Genomic DNA, 15,536 nt, shown 5'->3' on the forward strand with positions numbered 1-15,536 from the left:
TTTGCCGAAAAATTGAGAGAAGTTTATAAAATAGATGGAGGTCAATGATGAAACGATATTGGATTGCGTTTTATGTTATGGTCTGTTTGCTGGCTGGTTGCCAGGGTAACAAAACGGTAGAATCTACCGAAGAAACGGTTGCTGACACTACTGCGACTGTTGACTCTACAGTTGCTGACAACGAGATGAAGGCAATCGAAGAGGAGCCGATGCCAAAAGCGGCTGATGAGTTGTTTGATGATTTTGTATTCAATTTCGCCGCCAATAGGAAATTACAATACAGCCGTATTAAGTTTCCACTACCTGTCGTACGTGGAGACGATATTGAATTGTTGCCTAAAAGCAAATGGCATATGGAGAATTTCTTCATGCGACAAGATTTCTATACGCTGATTTTCGACAGCGAGAAACAATTGGAAGAAACCAAGCAGATTTCTGTCTCACATGCTGTGGTGGAGAAAATATATTTTCACTCGAAATCCATCAAACAGTATGTCTTCGACCGTATTAACGGAAGATGGATGATGCAGAAGATCATACACATTCCTTTGCATGAATCACATAATGCATCGTTTCTTGACTTTTACGAGCATTTTGCTTCTAATGCCGACTATCAGATGCACCATCTCCGAGAGACGGTAGATTTTGTGGGACCGGATCCTGACGATGACTTCAATGAGATGGAAGGAGTGATAACACCAGATACGTGGCCAGCTTTTGCACCTGAATTACCTACGGATATGATTTATAACATTATCTATGGTACCAATCATAAAGCAGGAAAATGTAAGGTGTTCGTGCTGAGAGGTATCGCTAATGGTTTGGAGACAGAACTGACCTTCCGACACGAAGGAGGAAAATGGATGCTGTCTAAACTCTCAACCTAATATAAATAGGAACAACGCTATGAAAGATATTCATGACTATAGTTTGAAGCAGCACAATACCTTTGGTATTGAAGCCCGTTGTGACCGCTTCTTGGAATATTCGACTGCCGATGAAGCAAAAGCTGTGGCCGACATTCTTCGTCAGTCAGCCCAACCTTTTCTGATTATTGGAGGTGGAAGTAATCTCCTGTTGACACAGGATTTCAAAGGCATTGTCGTGCGCTCAGCCATCAAAGGCATAACACCACAGAAGGACACCCTACGCTGTGGAAGCGGCGAGGTATGGGATGATGTAGTAGATTATAGTGTGAAGCATGGATATTACGGCATGGAGAATCTCTCGTGGATTCCGGGTGATGTGGGTGCCAGCGCGGTACAGAACATCGGTGCCTATGGTGTTGAGGTGAAAGACTTTATAGAGACCATTGAAGCCATCGAGATCGCTTCGGGAGCGTTACAGCTCATTGATGCCGCTGCTTGTCGGTACGCATATCGTCAGAGTCGGTTTAAAGGAGAATGGAAGAATCAATATCTGATCACCCATGTGACCTATCGTACCCAAAGAGATTTTCAACCTAAACTCGATTATGGTAACATTCGCAGCGAACTTGAAAGGCGAAACATGACTCATCCCACAGCAAGTCAATTGAGAGAGGTCATCATCGGCATACGACAAGAGAAACTGCCTGATCCTGCTGTTATGGGAAATGCAGGAAGTTTCTTCATGAATCCCATTGTGGAACGATCACAATATGAGGCTTTGGCATCACAATATGAGAATATGCCACACTATACCATCGATGCAAATCACGAGAAGATTCCTGCAGGATGGATGATAGACCAATGTGGATGGAAGGGACGTACCGTAGGACATGCAGGCGTTCACGATCGTCAGGCCTTGGTGTTGGTGAATCGTGGTAATGCTACCGGTCAGGAGATTGTTGATCTTTGCCGGATGATCCAGCGCGATGTGAAAGAAAAATTCGGAATAACCATCAAACCAGAAGTGAATATTATATGACAATAACCTTCCTCGGTACTGGAACATCGTGTGGCGTTCCTACCATTGGATGCCAATGTCCTACCTGTAGCAGTCAAGATCCACATGATAAAAGGTTGAGATGTTCGGCGCTGTTAGAGGAGGGAGACACACGCTTGCTTATCGACTGTGGGCCAGACTTCCGTCAACAGATTATGCCCTTGCCATTCAGTCGGATAGATGGAATCCTTATCACCCATGCCCACTATGACCATGTAGGAGGACTTGATGATGTCAGGCCTTTCTGTCAGTTTGGAGAGGTGAACGTCTATGCGGACCCTATTGCACGTCAATCGTTATTGAAGATGCTTCCATATTGTTTTGGAGAACATCGCTATCCCAATACTCCTGTCATCAGACTTCATGAGATTCATCCTCATGAGGTGTTTAACATCAACGGTATTGATATCATGCCGATACAGGTGATGCATCACGACTTGCCCATTTTAGGTTATCGGATTGGTGGATTGACATATATTACAGATATGAAAACCATTGCAGATAGTGAATTGGAATATCTGAAAGGAACAGAAGTGCTGGTGGTTAACGCGCTTCGCCGTACTCCGCATCATTCACACCAGACGCTTGATGAAGCGGTGGCATTTGCGAAAAAGATAGGAGCACGTCAAACATGGCTTACTCATGCGGCACATAGCATAGGTAAACATGATGAGGTCAATAATATCTTGCCTCCTCATATTCGCATGGCATACGATGGACTTGTGGTCAACATATAATGAGTCGCAGGAGGTTCTCTGCCTTGAGAATCTCTTTTTGTCTTATACCGTAATCATAACTCTCTTTTTATAATCATACACAGAAAATTTAAGAGGAATACTAAAACTTTCTGGAAAAAGAAAGTGAGTCACACGAGGTGTGGCTCTCCTTTGGAGTATGATGTATTGTTTGGAACTTACATGGCAAAAGCATTAAAACCTCCGTCAACAACAGCAACGGTACCGGTGACGAATTTTGCAGCTTCTGACATCAGATAGTGGATTGTGCCACAGAGTTCTTCAGGATCACCCATACGGCCGAAGGGAGTCTGACGAATCACATCCTGACCACGCTGTGTGAAGGTACCATCGGGATTGGTCAACAAAGCACGGTTCTGTTCGGTAATGAAGAAACCGGGAGCAATGGCGTTGACGCGAATTCCTTCGCCAAACTTCTTGGCACATTCTGTTGCCATATATGCTGTGAAATTGCTGATACCAGCCTTGGCAGCAGCATAACCACATACGCGAGTCATGGGACGGAAAGCAGCCATCGAAGAGAAGTTGATGATGCTACCTTTTCCCTGAGCTACCATGGGACGAAGAAATACTTGGGTGGGGATGACCGTTCCTGTGAGGTTCAGATTGAGAACAGTCTGGAACTGTGAGGCATCGAGGTCGAAGAAGGTTTTATCGGGAGCGATGGTAGCGCCCGGCATATTACCTCCCGCAGCATTGAGGAGAGTGTCGATACGTCCGTATTTACGCATGATGTCGTCGCAGTTTTGCTGAACGACCTCTTGGTTCATGACGTCAGTTTTCATAAACTCACAAACGCCACCTGCTTCGCAGATGTCAGAAGCAATTTTCTGTCCAACCTCTTCCTTACGGCCGAGGATGATGACTTTGGCTCCTTCAAGGGCCAGATACTTAGCGATTGCACGTCCAAGAACGCCTGTTCCACCTGTGATGACAACAACGTTGTCTTTAATGTTGAAAAGGTTGTTATTCATAAAATCCGGGTTGTTTGTATTCTATTCCTAATTCACGGTCAACGGTGGCGAGAATGCCTTGTACTTGTCCCATGGCAAACATACGTCCGAGGAACGAGTAGCCTGCATTATAACCTTTAGTCTCGTCGCCAAGCATTGTCATGCCGTGATCCACACGCATGGGCAACGCAGGATTCTCTTGTTCGAAAATACGTGCCAGTTCGATGATATCGGCACGTCCTCCAAGGTGTGAGGCTTCTGTAAAGTCGCCATTGGGGAAGATATGACAAGAGCGGAGGTGTACGAAATGGGTGCGTGGTGCAAATTTACGTGCCATCTCCACCACATTGTTATAAGCGCCAGCAGAGAGACTCCCAGCGCAGAAGGTCAGTCCGTTGTGCTTGTTAGGAACAGCATCAAGGAACCATTGGATATCTTCTTGGGTGCGTACGATGCGTGGGAGGCCGAGAATCTCGATGGGGGGATCGTCGGGATGCACACACATGTTCATATCACACTCTTCGCAGGTAGGCATGATAGCGTTGAGGAAGTATTTCATGTTTTCCCTCAGTTGATTCTTGTCAATACCATCATAGTTTGCGAGCAACTGGTGGAAGAGTTCGAGAGGGTGTTCGTCGCCCTCTTTGAAGTTGCCACTTACAAAACCTTGCGTTTTGATAACGATGTTTTCTACCAGTTGATGGTCTTTCTCTGGAGTCATGGTTTTGGCGAGTGCATCAGCCTCTTCCAGTACGTTACGTCCTTCACCTACGCCAGCTGGGAATTGGAAGCGTGCCCATTCTTCGCGTGCGCCTTGTCTTTTGAGTATATAAATATCGAAATAGGCAAATTCTGCATAAGAGAAGAATAGGTTTGACGAACCGTTAGGATTCGCGTGAAGCAAGTCTGTACGAGCCCAGTCGAGTACGGGCATGAAGTTGTAACAGATGGTATGGATGCCTTCAGCCGATAGGTTGCGGAGCGATTCCTTATAGATTTCTATCTGTTGGTCACGGTCAGGACCTCCGTATTTGATAGTCTCTACCACGGGTAATGATTCCACGACGCTCCATCGCATGCCGTAGCTTTCGATATATTCGCGGAGTTCTTTGATTTTTTCTCTGGTCCAAACTTCACCAAGAGGTACGTCGTGAAGAGCAGTTACGATGCCTTCCACACCGATTTGTTTTAGCATGGCAAGCGTTATCTTATCGTTTTTGCCAAACCATCTCCATGTTCTTTCCATAGTTGTTGATCTGTTTTTGTTATTGTTAGTTTTTGGGTAATGTTAGTCTTTCAGTTGTGCTTGAACAGCAGCCAAAGCCCGAGGCCAGTCGGTATCGAGTGAGAATCGTGTGATGCTGCTGGCATTGTTTAGATAGCTGTGTGCAGGTTCTTCTTCCTTGTCGTTGAAGAGCGGGTTTGACACGGAGGCATCGATAAAAATCTTGGTGATCTTCACTTGTGCAGCATCGGGCATATTATTCATTTTTACCAGTTGCATGATATATGCTGTAATGAAATTGTTCAGTCCTAATGCCTGTTCGTCAAGATAGAGTACTGGTGCGTCTGGCATCTGTTCCTGCATGCTTATTGCAAGATAATTGAGCGCATCGAGTTTAAACTGATTGATCTGTTTCATGATTGGCAAAGTCTGTTCGTTGCTCACAGCATCGAAGGCTTTGTGTTTAATCTCGTTGAAGATCTCCTGTGCTTGCGCATTAGCACAGAACGCCATCATTAGTACAATAAATAACTTCTTCATATATAATATGTTATTGTTGTTTGATTAAGTAAATCTTGTTAGTGATATTATTGGGTAGTTCCTCTTCGTAGTGGGTCACCATGACCATTGTTTTGTGTGGACGTTGGCAGAAGGTTTCTATCACATCTTTCACCAAACGGCGATTGTAGAGGTCGAGCCCGTGGAGTGGTTCATCAAGGATAATGAGTTGTGGGTCTTTAACGAAGGCACGAGCCAAGAGTACGAGTCGTTGTTCACCACTTGACAGTTTGAGAAAGGGTCTGTCGTAGAGTCCTTCGAGTCCGAAGATATCCATCCACCATCTGCATATTTCGTATTCTTCGGGATTGGGTTTGACGTAGAGTCCTACAGAATCTTTCAGTCCGCTTGCTACGATGCGAACGGCAGGAAGGTCTTTTTGATAAGCTCTATGCATTTCAGGAGATACATATCCAATATGTCGTTTGATGTCCCAGATGCTCTCTCCCGATCCGCGTTGTCTGTCGAAAAGTTTTATGTTGCAAGCATAGCTTTGAGGGTTGTCGGCGCATACCAGAGAGAGAAGAGTGGATTTTCCGCTTCCGTTCTGTCCGCTGAGCGCCCAACGCTCTCCATCGCATACCGTCCAATCGAGTTCTTTCAAGATGGTTCGTTCTTCATAGCGTATGCCCACCTGATGCATGGCAATAACCTGATGTGCTGTATAGTCATTGGCTTTGTTGGGCAATTGGATGATAGCTTCGCGTTTCTCTTCGGAGAGGACGTGTGAAGGTATAGTTGGTTGTCTGTTGTTGTATTCTTCTAATGTGCATTTGGGTTGTACCACTCCTTGTTTGACCTCCACGACATGCGTGATGAAGTCTGGAATGTCATCAGTTTTGGAGAGCACAAGGATGATCTGTAGCGCGCGCTCATGAGCCAGGGTGCTCAGCAATACTTTGAGTTGATCGCGTGTTGTGGCATCTAGTCCAATAAACGGATTATCCATGATTAGTACGCGAGGATCTGCAAGGAGCGTCTTAGTGAGCTGGAATTTGCGCAGTTCACCACTCGACAGACTGATGATATATTTATCAGTTAGCTGTTGGATATGGAAGAGTTCGTATAGATGTTGTTGTAAACCTCGATGTTCTGGTGTATCTTCGCCTGCCATTTGGTATGCCTCTTCCAAGAGGTCACCCACACGTGGAGTCTCAGGGTCTATATCGTGTTGATTCCATCGTTGTTGGAGATAATATGCTCCGTCAGACGTACCGTATGAATCGCGAAATGTGATGTATCGTATGTTGTCTGAAACCAACGGTTTTGTACTTGGTGAGAAATCGTATTTAGGAGGCTGCAACCGTAAAGGATGTCTGCCGGTAATGATATCTACGAGCATGGATTTTCCACTGCCGTTGCGTCCTACAATGGCGATATGTTCGCCGTCGAGAGATTGGAAATCGACGGGTTGAGCCATTCGCCATTCTTCCATACGGGTGACACCCTGTTGTATATCAATTATTTTTTGCATATTCTATTCTGATTTTTATTGGCGAAGTCTTTCCAGCTACGATAGTTGGCCTGTGATTCTGGTCTTCCCATTTGCAGAAAATGGCAATAGGCTGCGGCCAGCGCATCTGTTGCATCCCGGAATTTTGTTAAAGCGTCTGCATCAAATTTCAACATTCGTTGTAGCATTCCTGCTACCTGTTCTTTGGATGCCGAACCGATACCTGTTATTGCCATTTTGATTTTCATCGGAGCATATTCATGAATAGGAACTCCATGATGGATGGCTGCAGCGATGGCTGTACCTTGTGCACGTCCGAGCTTCAGCATGGTCTGTGCGTTCTTTCCGAAGAAAGGTGCTTCAATAGCCAATTCGTCGGGCAGATAGGCATCGATGATTCCCGTGACTCGCTCGAAGATGTGTCCGAGTTTAAGGTAGCCATCTGGAAATTTTCGCATATCGATAACTCCCATCGTCACCATTTCGGCGTGATGGTCCACCACTTTCAGCACACCATATCCCATGATATTCGTGCCAGGGTCGATACCTAATATGATTTTTTCCATTTATTTTGTTTTGCAAAGTTAGTCAATTCGTTTGAATTATTTCCCTTTTCTGATGACAAAATATCCAATATGTTGTTGGTTGTCGTGTTGTCGTGGCGAAACAACCTCATATACGCCATCTGGCAGAAACCCTACGGGGATTGCTGTGTCAGCGGGATGGGTGGCAAGTGTTTGTCCTTGCATAGAACAAATGGCAATTGTGGTAATCTCCCCAGTCAGCAGTTCGGTAGGAACGTGAAGAGTTGTACCATCGCAGTCGAGTAGGGAAGTCTTAGCCTCTTGTTGAGCAGTCGTTCGGTTAGGTTGAGCAGGCTGGCTCTCCTGTCCGTAGCGATCTACTGCTGATACTGCGAAGTGAAGTGGTGCTTCTGTTTTCTGTCGTTTGATTTCTATTGTCGTATCTTGCCAACGGATGGCGACTATGTTGTTGGCATCATTTGTGTTGACAGGATAGTGAGTAGAAGCATAGACGGTATAGACGATGTATTCGTTGGGATGCTGTGAGGTAACAGGAGCCCAAGACAACCGGTAGCCCGATGGAGACGGAGTTGCCGAGAAGTGCTGTGGAGCCGCAGGCGCAGGTGTTGATGTCTTGAGGGCAGGGGTGAGCGCCAATGTGGCATCGAAACGACAAACGAAGTCGTATATGCCCTTCACATTGTCTGTGAGGAATTCTGTACGGAAGTAAGCATGTCCCAATCCCATTTGTCGTGCCACATTCATTTGTCTTTCAACAGCCGACAGCGACCAGTTGCGCTCTTTGGGTGAGAGCATATAAATGCCCAGTCCTGCTGCTGTTTGTCCATCATAACGGTTGTCGCTCCAATCGCTGGCAAAAGGATAAAAGTGTTTGCCGTCGAAATACATCATCGGATAGAGTTGATCCATTATTCCGTCACGTAACCATTGCTGTGCATCTTGACAAACGCGTGTGTATGCATTCCACCCATAGCTTTCTTGTCGGTCGAGGTCTTTGTATTTTCCGATAGGAGAACAGCTCATTTTTACCCAAGGTTTGATGGATTTCACCCTTTGGCTAATTGCCTGTGCGATGCGAGTAATATACGTACGTCCCGTCTGCCTGTTGATATTAATTTTCCATGTTTCTGGGTAGCGGATGTAGTCGAGATGGATTCCGTCCACATCGTAACGCTTAGTAATGTCGCCACAAAGGTCTGCCAGATAGTCTGCAGTACCAGCCGCTTCAGGATTCATATATGCCTCGTCTCCTATACGTTTGACGAGGCGTGGGTTGCGTCGCATTAGGTTGCGAGCTCCAGCTCCATTCCATTTACCTATCGGAATGGTGACCACCCAAGCGTGCAGTTCCATACCTCTGCGATGACATTCATCGATGGCAAACTGCAAGGGATCATAGCCGGGATTTTGACCGGGATTGCCCGATGTGCATCCGTCCCATGGCTCTTGTGTAGAGGGGTAAATGACAGTGCCGCGGATACGCGTCTGAAAGAGCACGGTATTGACGTGAGCCTCTTTCAGAAGGTCGAGGGTGCGACATAGTTCTTCTTGTTGCCGACGTATAGATTTAGGAGACTGCGCATAGTTATGCGGCCAGTCTAATCCACCTACTGTGGTGAGCCATGCTGCCCTTAATTCATGCTTCGGCTGTGCTTTACAGGAGAGCGCAAAGAGTGCGATGAGGATATATAAAAAGGTTGTCCGTTTCAATTTATTAGAGTTTTTGTGCACAAAGGTACAAAAAAGTTGGTAGAACGGCGTTCAAACTATAAAGTTTTTATTATCTTTGCACGAAGTTTATAAATAACAACTAAAAAATGGTATCTTTTATATTGAGTCTTGTGGCTCTGATTTTGGGATATCTTCTCTATGGACGCTTTGTGGAGAAGGTATTCGGTCCAGACGACCGTCTGACGCCAGCTGTTGCTAAGGCTGACGGTGTTGACTACCTTGTACTTCCTGGATGGAAGATTTTCATGATTCAATTTTTGAACATTGCCGGTACTGGTCCTATTTTCGGCGCTATTCTGGGCGCGAAGTTTGGTCCTGTGGCTTATCTGTGGATTGTGCTCGGCTGTATTTTTGCCGGAGCTACGCACGATTATCTCAGTGGTATGCTTTCCATGCGTAATGACGGAGCCAGTCTGCCTGAACTTATCGGCAAGTATCTGGGCCGCAATGCCAAGATGGTGATGTTGGCCTTCACCGTACTGTTGCTTATCATGGTCGGTACGGTATTTGTATATTCCCCAGCCGAGATCCTTCATTCGATATGGGGTTCGAGTCTGTTTTGGATTATAGTCATTTTTGCTTATTATGTAATTGCAACCATGTTGCCAATCGATAAGATCATAGGAAAGATCTATCCTCTTTTCGCTTTTTCGTTGCTTTTTATGGCAGGCGCTCTTATGGTGATGCTCTTTGTGAAGATGCCTCAGCTTCCAGAGCTATGGACTCATTTTTATAATATGGGTGCAGAAGCCGAACCGGAGAAATGGACAGATCAGATATTTCCTTGTCTCTTTATCACTATTGCCTGTGGTGCCATTAGTGGTTTCCACGCTACTCAAAGTCCATTGATGGCTCGTTGTGTGAAAAGTGAGCACATGGGACGCCCCATCTTCTATGGTGCCATGATTACCGAAGGAGTTGTTGCCTTGATTTGGGCTACCGTATCATCTTGGTTCTTCTATGGCAGTCCGGCTCCTGGATACGAACTGATTGCTGCTGTGAATACAGGATTTTCGACATCAGCCCCTGCGGTCGTAAATATCGTTTGTAACGACTGGTTGGGTGTGGCAGGTGCTATTCTTGCCTTGTTGGGTGTCGTAGCTGCCCCTATTACCAGTGGTGATACTGCATTCCGTTCTGCCCGTCTGATCATTGGTGAATGGCTTCATATCGACCAACGTCCAATCATCAAGCGTCTTGCCATTTGTCTGCCCTTGTTTATATCCTCCATCGCCATGTTGGTTTGGCAGATAGAAAATCCTGATGGCTTCAATATCATTTGGCAGTATTTTGGATGGGCAAACCAGACGCTTAGTGTATTTACCCTTTGGACATTAACGGTGTATCTTGTACGCCAGAAGAAACCCTATATCATCACGCTCATACCTGCGTTGTTGATGACAACGGTGTGTACCACATTCCTCTTTGTCTCCAAACAAGCATTCCACCTGCCTGAAAACATCGGATATCTGTTAGGCATCCTCTGTCTGGTTGTAGGTCTTGTGTGGTTTATTGTCTGGTACAGAAAAGAAAAAAGCAAATTAGTATAAACTCTTAAATACAAAAACATTATGTTAAGTGTAGAACAACTCGTGGATCAACTTATTGATCTCTCCTTTGCCGAAGATATTGGCGATGGTGACCACACCACTTTGTGTTGTATTCCTGCTGACGCCATGGGAAAATCGCATCTACTCATTAAGGAAGATGGTATTCTTGCTGGTGTAGAAGTTGCCAAAGAAGTGTTCCGTCGCTTCGACCCAGAAATGCAGGTAGAAGTACTGATGGGTGACGGATCGAAAGTGAAGAAAGGCGACATTGCCATGGTAGTAACAGGTAAGGTGCGCTCTTTGCTTCAGACAGAGCGTCTGATGCTTAATATCATGCAGCGCATGAGTGGTATTGCCACCATGACCAATCGTTATGTAGAACGCTTGCAAGGTACAGGAACACGCGTGCTCGATACCCGTAAGACCACACCAGGTATGCGCATGTTGGAGAAACAGGCCGTGAAGATTGGCGGTGGTGTGAACCATCGTATTGGCTTGTTTGACATGATTCTGTTGAAAGACAATCATATAGATTTCGCAGGAGGCATTGTTAATGCTATTGACCGCTGCCACAAGTATCTTGAAGAAAAAGGACTCCATCTAAAGATAGAAATTGAGGTACGCTCGTTTGATGAATTGCAGCAGGTTCTCGATCATGGCGGCGTAGATCGCATCATGCTCGATAATTTCTCTGTTGCTGACACCAAGAAGGCGGTTGACATTATCGCACATCGTTATGAAACAGAGTCGAGTGGTGGTATTACCTTTGATACCATTCGCGACTACGCCGAACAAGGTGTTGATTTCATCTCGGTTGGCGCTCTGACCCATTCTGTCAAGGGATTGGATATGAGTTTCAAGGCTTGTTAGATGTTGATGTATAACTATGAAATTTCACGATAATGTTACAATGTAAACGAATGATTCTTTCGGTGAGCATGCTGATGGCAACCATGATGGCCACCGAAGTGGAAGCTTGCACCAATTTTATTGTCGGCAAGAAAGCCAGTGTTGACGGATCGGTCATCTGCAGTTATAGTGCAGATTCCTTTGGCTCTTACATGCCACTTTATCATTATGCAGCAGGTAAACATGCTAAGGGTACCAAGCGTAATGTTTATGAATGGGATACCAATAAATATCTTGGCGAGATTGATGAAGCAGAAGAAACCTATAATGTAGTTGGAAATACCAATGAATGGCAAGTTACTATTGGTGAGACTACGTATGGCGGTCGTGAGGAAATGGTTGATTCTACAGGTATCATCGACTATGGTTCACTCATTTATATCGCCCTGCAACGTTCACGCTCAGCTCGTGAGGCCATCCGCGTAATGACCTCTCTTGTAGAACAATATGGTTATTGTTCAGAAGGTGAGACATTCACCATCTGTGATGCTGACGAAGCATGGATTATGGAGATGCAGGGATGCGGTCCTGATCGAAAGGTATCCAAAGAGCGTACCGTATGGGTTGCTTTGCGTATTCCCGATGATGCTATCTGTGCACACGCCAACCAGAGCCGTATCGGACGTTTTAATATGAAGGACAATAAAAACGTTCTCTATTCAAAGAATGTGGTGAAGTATGCCCGTAAGATGGGATGGTACACTGGTAAGGATGAAGATTTCTCATGGAAATGGACTTATGCAGCTCCCGATTTCTCTGGTCGCCGTATTTGTGATGCTCGTGCATGGAGTTTCTTCAATCACCATAAGAAGGGAATGGAACGCTATCTGCCATGGGTACTCGGTAAGGACAAAGATGCCGAGGATATGCCTTTGTGGTTAGTACCTGACAAGAAACTGAGTGTTGCCGATGTCATCAACGACATGCGTGATCACTATGAAGGCACCCCGTTGGCTATTGATTCTACCGACATCGGAGGAGGAATCTGGCAGATGCCTTATCGCCCGACACCTCTTTACTATAAGGTTGATGGTAAAACTTACTTCAACGAGCGCCCAATCTCAACTCAGCAGGCATCCTTCGTATTTGTTTCGCAGATGCGTTCTTGGTTACCTCGTGAGGTAGGAGGATGTTTCTGGTTTGGCAACGATGATGGCAATATGGTGGCATTCGTGCCTATCTATTGTTCGATGACCCAGCGTCCGGAATGCTTCAATGCACCAGGAGCTGATGCCATCACTTTCAGCGACCGTAGTGCTTTCTGGGTGTGCAACTGGGTGAGCAATATGGTTTATCCCCGTTATTCAGCTCTCTTCCCCGACTTGAAACAGGTGAGAGACTCTTTGCAGCAGTCTTATTTCGACCAACAGGCAGAAATAGAGGCGAAGGCACAGACGATGGAACCTGCACAGATGCAGAAGTTCCTCAATGACTATAGTGTCAATAAAGCACAGCAGATGCTTGCTCGTTGGAAGCAGTTGGCTACCTATCTTATCGTTCGCCATAACGACATGGCAGTCAAACCTGTAGATGCTCAGGGACGATTCTTGCGTAGCGAGTATGGTTTTGGTAAAACTGTTGAACGTCCTGGTTATCCTCAGCCGTTTGCTCGTCGCCTTGTCAAAGAAGCTGGCGATCGATATAGTAAACCTGAATAAAAAAGCTACAATAAGCCTAAATCCGGTCATAAGGATTTGGGAGAGATTAAATAATCAGCACACTGGTTTCCCCGACCGGTGTGCTTTTTTTTATTTGCTTGTCCAGGAATGCGATAATTTTAAGGTTTTGTATAAAGAAAAAAGATAAAAAACTTGGTAGTGAGTCAATTAGTTTGTATATTTGCATATTGGTTAACCACGACCATATCATATTACTAACACCTAACCAGATAATATATGACCAAAATCGTAACTGTTTCAACCTCTGTGCTTGTCAAGAGTGTTTTGACGATATTTGTGTTGGCAATAGCATTGTTAGCCCAAGCAAAAAGTCAATATGACGGCTTCAAGACCGCCCACCTTCAACAGTTGTATAAGAATGCAGAAGCAGCCATTTATAATGATAATGCCATGCAACTTTCACAAATGCTGATGAGAGAAGGAAAGAAGCAGAACGATACGCTTGCCATTACTGAAGCCTATACGCAGCAAGTGTATATTTATGCGCTGAAAGATAAAAATCCTAATAAGGCGCGTGAAATCCTTTACGAACTGAAACAGCACTATCCTAAGCGTATGAATGCCATTTTCAACTGCTTTCGCTTTGTGATGTATGGTTATCAGAACAACGGACTATTCCATACTGCAATGGTCATAGCACGCGAAATGACAAATATTTCCCAAGAACCTCGCTGTGTGATAGAAGGCAAAAGTGCTATCTATGAACACTATAATGATACCAATAATGAGCAAATGGCATTGAATACTATGCAGGAACTCTGTCAATATATTGACCGCACCTTCCCAGGTGAAAAGATCAAAAAAGCCTATATGGCAGCGACCATATTCTCTGAAATGGCATTAGCGGCTTGCAGCAATGGTAAGAATGCTTTGGCGTTGAAGTATCTGAAGCGTACTAAGGAACTCTACGATAAGTATAAAGATGACTATGAAAAGCGCGACCATCCATCGCAACATTGCCTGTGGGCATTTCAATTGAATCGGTATTGGTATATTTATGGCACCTATTGTTTGCAACATGATACAAAGAATAGCAAACCGAAAGGTGACAACATAGAATTGTCAACCGTGCTAAAAACATTATTAGCAGACAAAAGCGATGATTCAAAGCGCTATTACTATAATCTTGTTATGGAACAGGCTATGAACCAAGGCAAATGGCACCAGGCTTTACAAGCTTCCGATTCTATTGTCGCTATCAAGAAACGTATGGAAATAAATCCATATACCAGTTTGTATTTTAAGAATCGTGCAGAAATATTGGAACATCTGAGAGACTATAAAGGTGTCGTAGAATGTTATAAGAAACTGGTGGAAATCAACGATTCTAATCGTCTGGCGGAGGCACGTAGCAGTACGGAGGAATTCTCACAACTTCTTGGATTGCATGATCTTCAACGCCGCAACTCTGCTATTCAGGAAGAACTCGAACATAAGAAATTGCAAGAGGCATATTTCTTTATCTTTGTCTCTGTTGTCATATTGATCGTATTAGGATTGTGGCTCTTCTCGGTATTAAGGGCACGCAAAAAATTGCAGAGAGCTTATAATGATGTGTCGTGTGCACTTGAAATGAAAACCAATTTCATCCGTAATATCCAACATGAGATTCGTACGCCGCTCAACGCCATTGTGGGCTTCTCTCAGATTGTAGATATGAATTATGCAGATAATCCTGAGTGTAAGGAGATGACCAAACTCATCGTCGATAATGGCGTCTTATTGACTAAATTGATCGACAATATTATTGATGTGTCGGATGTTGAGAGCAGACAGTTGAAGGTAAGTACTTTCAATCCGGTAGCATTACTCCACGATACAGTACGTCAGATGGAACATCATACAGAATGTTCGTTTGAAATAACAACGCAAATGGAGCCAAATTCCGACCAGACATTCTGCAGTGATATGGATCTCATAGGCAAAGCGTTAGCACTCGTTATTGATAATGCTACAAAATTTGCAAAAGAAGGTCATGTGGTGTTGAACTGTGCCATAGATGGAGATCTCTTACGTTATACGGTGACCGATAACGGTCCTGGTATTCCTGCCGATAAGCAAGAATGGGTTTTCGAACAGTTTACAAAGATTAATCCGTTTACTGTAGGTACGGGTATTGGACTTCCTCTGTGCCGTGCCATAGCCCGCCGCTTGGGAGGCAATGCAAAGATAGATGCCAGTTATACGCAAGGATGTCGCATCATTATAGAAGTGAAGCGTATGAAAGGGTAGAGGAATTGTATAACAGAGCA

13 protein-coding genes are annotated in these 15,536 nt (G+C 44.8%); 7 read left to right on the forward strand and 6 right to left on the reverse strand.

Annotated features, from left to right (window positions below):
* Positions 1 to 44: 44 nt before the first annotated feature.
* The 3 genes from CIK93_RS00660 to CIK93_RS00670 are packed head-to-tail and all read left to right on the forward strand — an operon-like array spanning position 45 to position 2,663.
* Positions 45 to 887 (forward strand): DUF4348 domain-containing protein, encoded by an 843-nt coding sequence (locus tag CIK93_RS00660; protein ID WP_254046306.1) that lies wholly within the window; start codon positions 45 to 47, stop codon positions 885 to 887.
* A gap of 19 nt (positions 888 to 906) precedes the next feature.
* Positions 907 to 1,908: a UDP-N-acetylmuramate dehydrogenase gene (gene murB / locus CIK93_RS00665; protein ID WP_094446280.1), complete on the forward strand. Its 1,002-nt coding sequence runs from the start codon at positions 907 to 909 to the stop codon at positions 1,906 to 1,908.
* Entirely contained in the window at positions 1,905 to 2,663 is a 759-nt protein-coding gene (locus tag CIK93_RS00670; protein WP_094446281.1) for an MBL fold metallo-hydrolase, read from the forward strand. The genes murB and CIK93_RS00670 overlap by 4 nt, the downstream gene beginning before the upstream one ends.
* A gap of 176 nt (positions 2,664 to 2,839) precedes the next feature.
* Here the strand turns inward: CIK93_RS00670 and CIK93_RS00675 are convergent, their stop codons facing one another.
* The 6 genes from CIK93_RS00675 to CIK93_RS00700 are packed head-to-tail and all read right to left on the reverse strand — an operon-like array spanning position 2,840 to position 9,125.
* Complete coding sequence (locus CIK93_RS00675) at positions 2,840 to 3,655, reverse strand: SDR family oxidoreductase (RefSeq protein WP_094390486.1); 816 nt, start codon at positions 3,653 to 3,655, stop codon at positions 2,840 to 2,842.
* The gene (uxuA, locus tag CIK93_RS00680) at positions 3,648 to 4,880 is read right to left on the reverse strand and encodes a mannonate dehydratase (protein ID WP_094446282.1); all 1,233 of its coding nucleotides are present in this window, start codon (positions 4,878 to 4,880) and stop codon (positions 3,648 to 3,650) included. The genes CIK93_RS00675 and uxuA overlap by 8 nt, the downstream gene beginning before the upstream one ends.
* Before the next feature lie 42 nt (positions 4,881 to 4,922).
* Complete coding sequence (locus tag CIK93_RS00685; protein WP_144007245.1) at positions 4,923 to 5,399, reverse strand: hypothetical protein; 477 nt, start codon at positions 5,397 to 5,399, stop codon at positions 4,923 to 4,925.
* 10 nt (positions 5,400 to 5,409) lie between these two features.
* The gene (locus CIK93_RS00690) at positions 5,410 to 6,891 is read right to left on the reverse strand and encodes an ATP-binding cassette domain-containing protein (protein WP_094446283.1); all 1,482 of its coding nucleotides are present in this window, start codon (positions 6,889 to 6,891) and stop codon (positions 5,410 to 5,412) included.
* Positions 6,879 to 7,436 carry a crossover junction endodeoxyribonuclease RuvC gene (gene ruvC / locus CIK93_RS00695; protein WP_094390482.1) on the reverse strand — a complete coding sequence of 186 codons (558 nt, stop codon included), beginning with the start codon at positions 7,434 to 7,436 and terminating at the stop codon, positions 6,879 to 6,881. The genes CIK93_RS00690 and ruvC overlap by 13 nt, the downstream gene beginning before the upstream one ends.
* 36 nt (positions 7,437 to 7,472) lie before the next feature.
* Positions 7,473 to 9,125 (reverse strand): glycoside hydrolase family 10 protein, encoded by a 1,653-nt coding sequence (locus CIK93_RS00700; RefSeq protein ID WP_094446284.1) that lies wholly within the window; start codon positions 9,123 to 9,125, stop codon positions 7,473 to 7,475.
* Between the two features lie 107 nt (positions 9,126 to 9,232).
* Between CIK93_RS00700 and CIK93_RS00705 the strand changes: the two genes are divergently transcribed.
* From CIK93_RS00705 to CIK93_RS00720, 4 genes are all read left to right on the forward strand, one after another.
* Positions 9,233 to 10,696: a carbon starvation protein A gene (locus CIK93_RS00705; protein WP_094446285.1), complete on the forward strand. Its 1,464-nt coding sequence runs from the start codon at positions 9,233 to 9,235 to the stop codon at positions 10,694 to 10,696.
* 21 nt (positions 10,697 to 10,717) lie between these two features.
* Positions 10,718 to 11,566, forward strand: coding sequence for a carboxylating nicotinate-nucleotide diphosphorylase (gene nadC / locus CIK93_RS00710; protein WP_094390479.1), 849 nt, complete (start codon positions 10,718 to 10,720; stop codon positions 11,564 to 11,566).
* A 50-nt stretch (positions 11,567 to 11,616) separates the two neighbouring features.
* Positions 11,617 to 13,263, forward strand: coding sequence for a dipeptidase (locus tag CIK93_RS00715; RefSeq protein ID WP_094446286.1), 1,647 nt, complete (start codon positions 11,617 to 11,619; stop codon positions 13,261 to 13,263).
* 237 nt (positions 13,264 to 13,500) lie between these two features.
* Positions 13,501 to 15,516 carry a HAMP domain-containing sensor histidine kinase gene (locus CIK93_RS00720; protein WP_094446287.1) on the forward strand — a complete coding sequence of 672 codons (2,016 nt, stop codon included), beginning with the start codon at positions 13,501 to 13,503 and terminating at the stop codon, positions 15,514 to 15,516.
* Positions 15,517 to 15,536 lie beyond the last annotated feature (20 nt).

Source organism: Prevotella sp. P3-92 (assembly GCF_002251205.1).
Lineage (GTDB): Bacteria > Bacteroidota > Bacteroidia > Bacteroidales > Bacteroidaceae > Prevotella.

Bases quoted from the DNA above. Each gene is read 5' to 3' on its own strand.
- CIK93_RS00660 (WP_254046306.1), top strand. From the start codon at position 45: ATGATGAAACGATATTGGATTGCGTTTTATGTTATGGTCTGTTTGCTG.
- murB (WP_094446280.1), top strand. From the start codon at position 907: ATGAAAGATATTCATGACTATAGTTTGAAGCAGCACAATACCTTTGGT.
- CIK93_RS00670 (WP_094446281.1), top strand. From the start codon at position 1,905: ATGACAATAACCTTCCTCGGTACTGGAACATCGTGTGGCGTTCCTACC.
- CIK93_RS00675 (WP_094390486.1), bottom strand. From the start codon at position 3,655: ATGAATAACAACCTTTTCAACATTAAAGACAACGTTGTTGTCATCACA.
- uxuA (WP_094446282.1), bottom strand. From the start codon at position 4,880: ATGGAAAGAACATGGAGATGGTTTGGCAAAAACGATAAGATAACGCTT.
- CIK93_RS00685 (WP_144007245.1), bottom strand. From the start codon at position 5,399: ATGAAGAAGTTATTTATTGTACTAATGATGGCGTTCTGTGCTAATGCG.
- CIK93_RS00690 (WP_094446283.1), bottom strand. From the start codon at position 6,891: ATGCAAAAAATAATTGATATACAACAGGGTGTCACCCGTATGGAAGAA.
- ruvC (WP_094390482.1), bottom strand. From the start codon at position 7,436: ATGGAAAAAATCATATTAGGTATCGACCCTGGCACGAATATCATGGGA.
- CIK93_RS00705 (WP_094446285.1), top strand. From the start codon at position 9,233: ATGGTATCTTTTATATTGAGTCTTGTGGCTCTGATTTTGGGATATCTT.
- nadC (WP_094390479.1), top strand. From the start codon at position 10,718: ATGTTAAGTGTAGAACAACTCGTGGATCAACTTATTGATCTCTCCTTT.
- CIK93_RS00715 (WP_094446286.1), top strand. From the start codon at position 11,617: ATGATTCTTTCGGTGAGCATGCTGATGGCAACCATGATGGCCACCGAA.
- CIK93_RS00720 (WP_094446287.1), top strand. From the start codon at position 13,501: ATGACCAAAATCGTAACTGTTTCAACCTCTGTGCTTGTCAAGAGTGTT.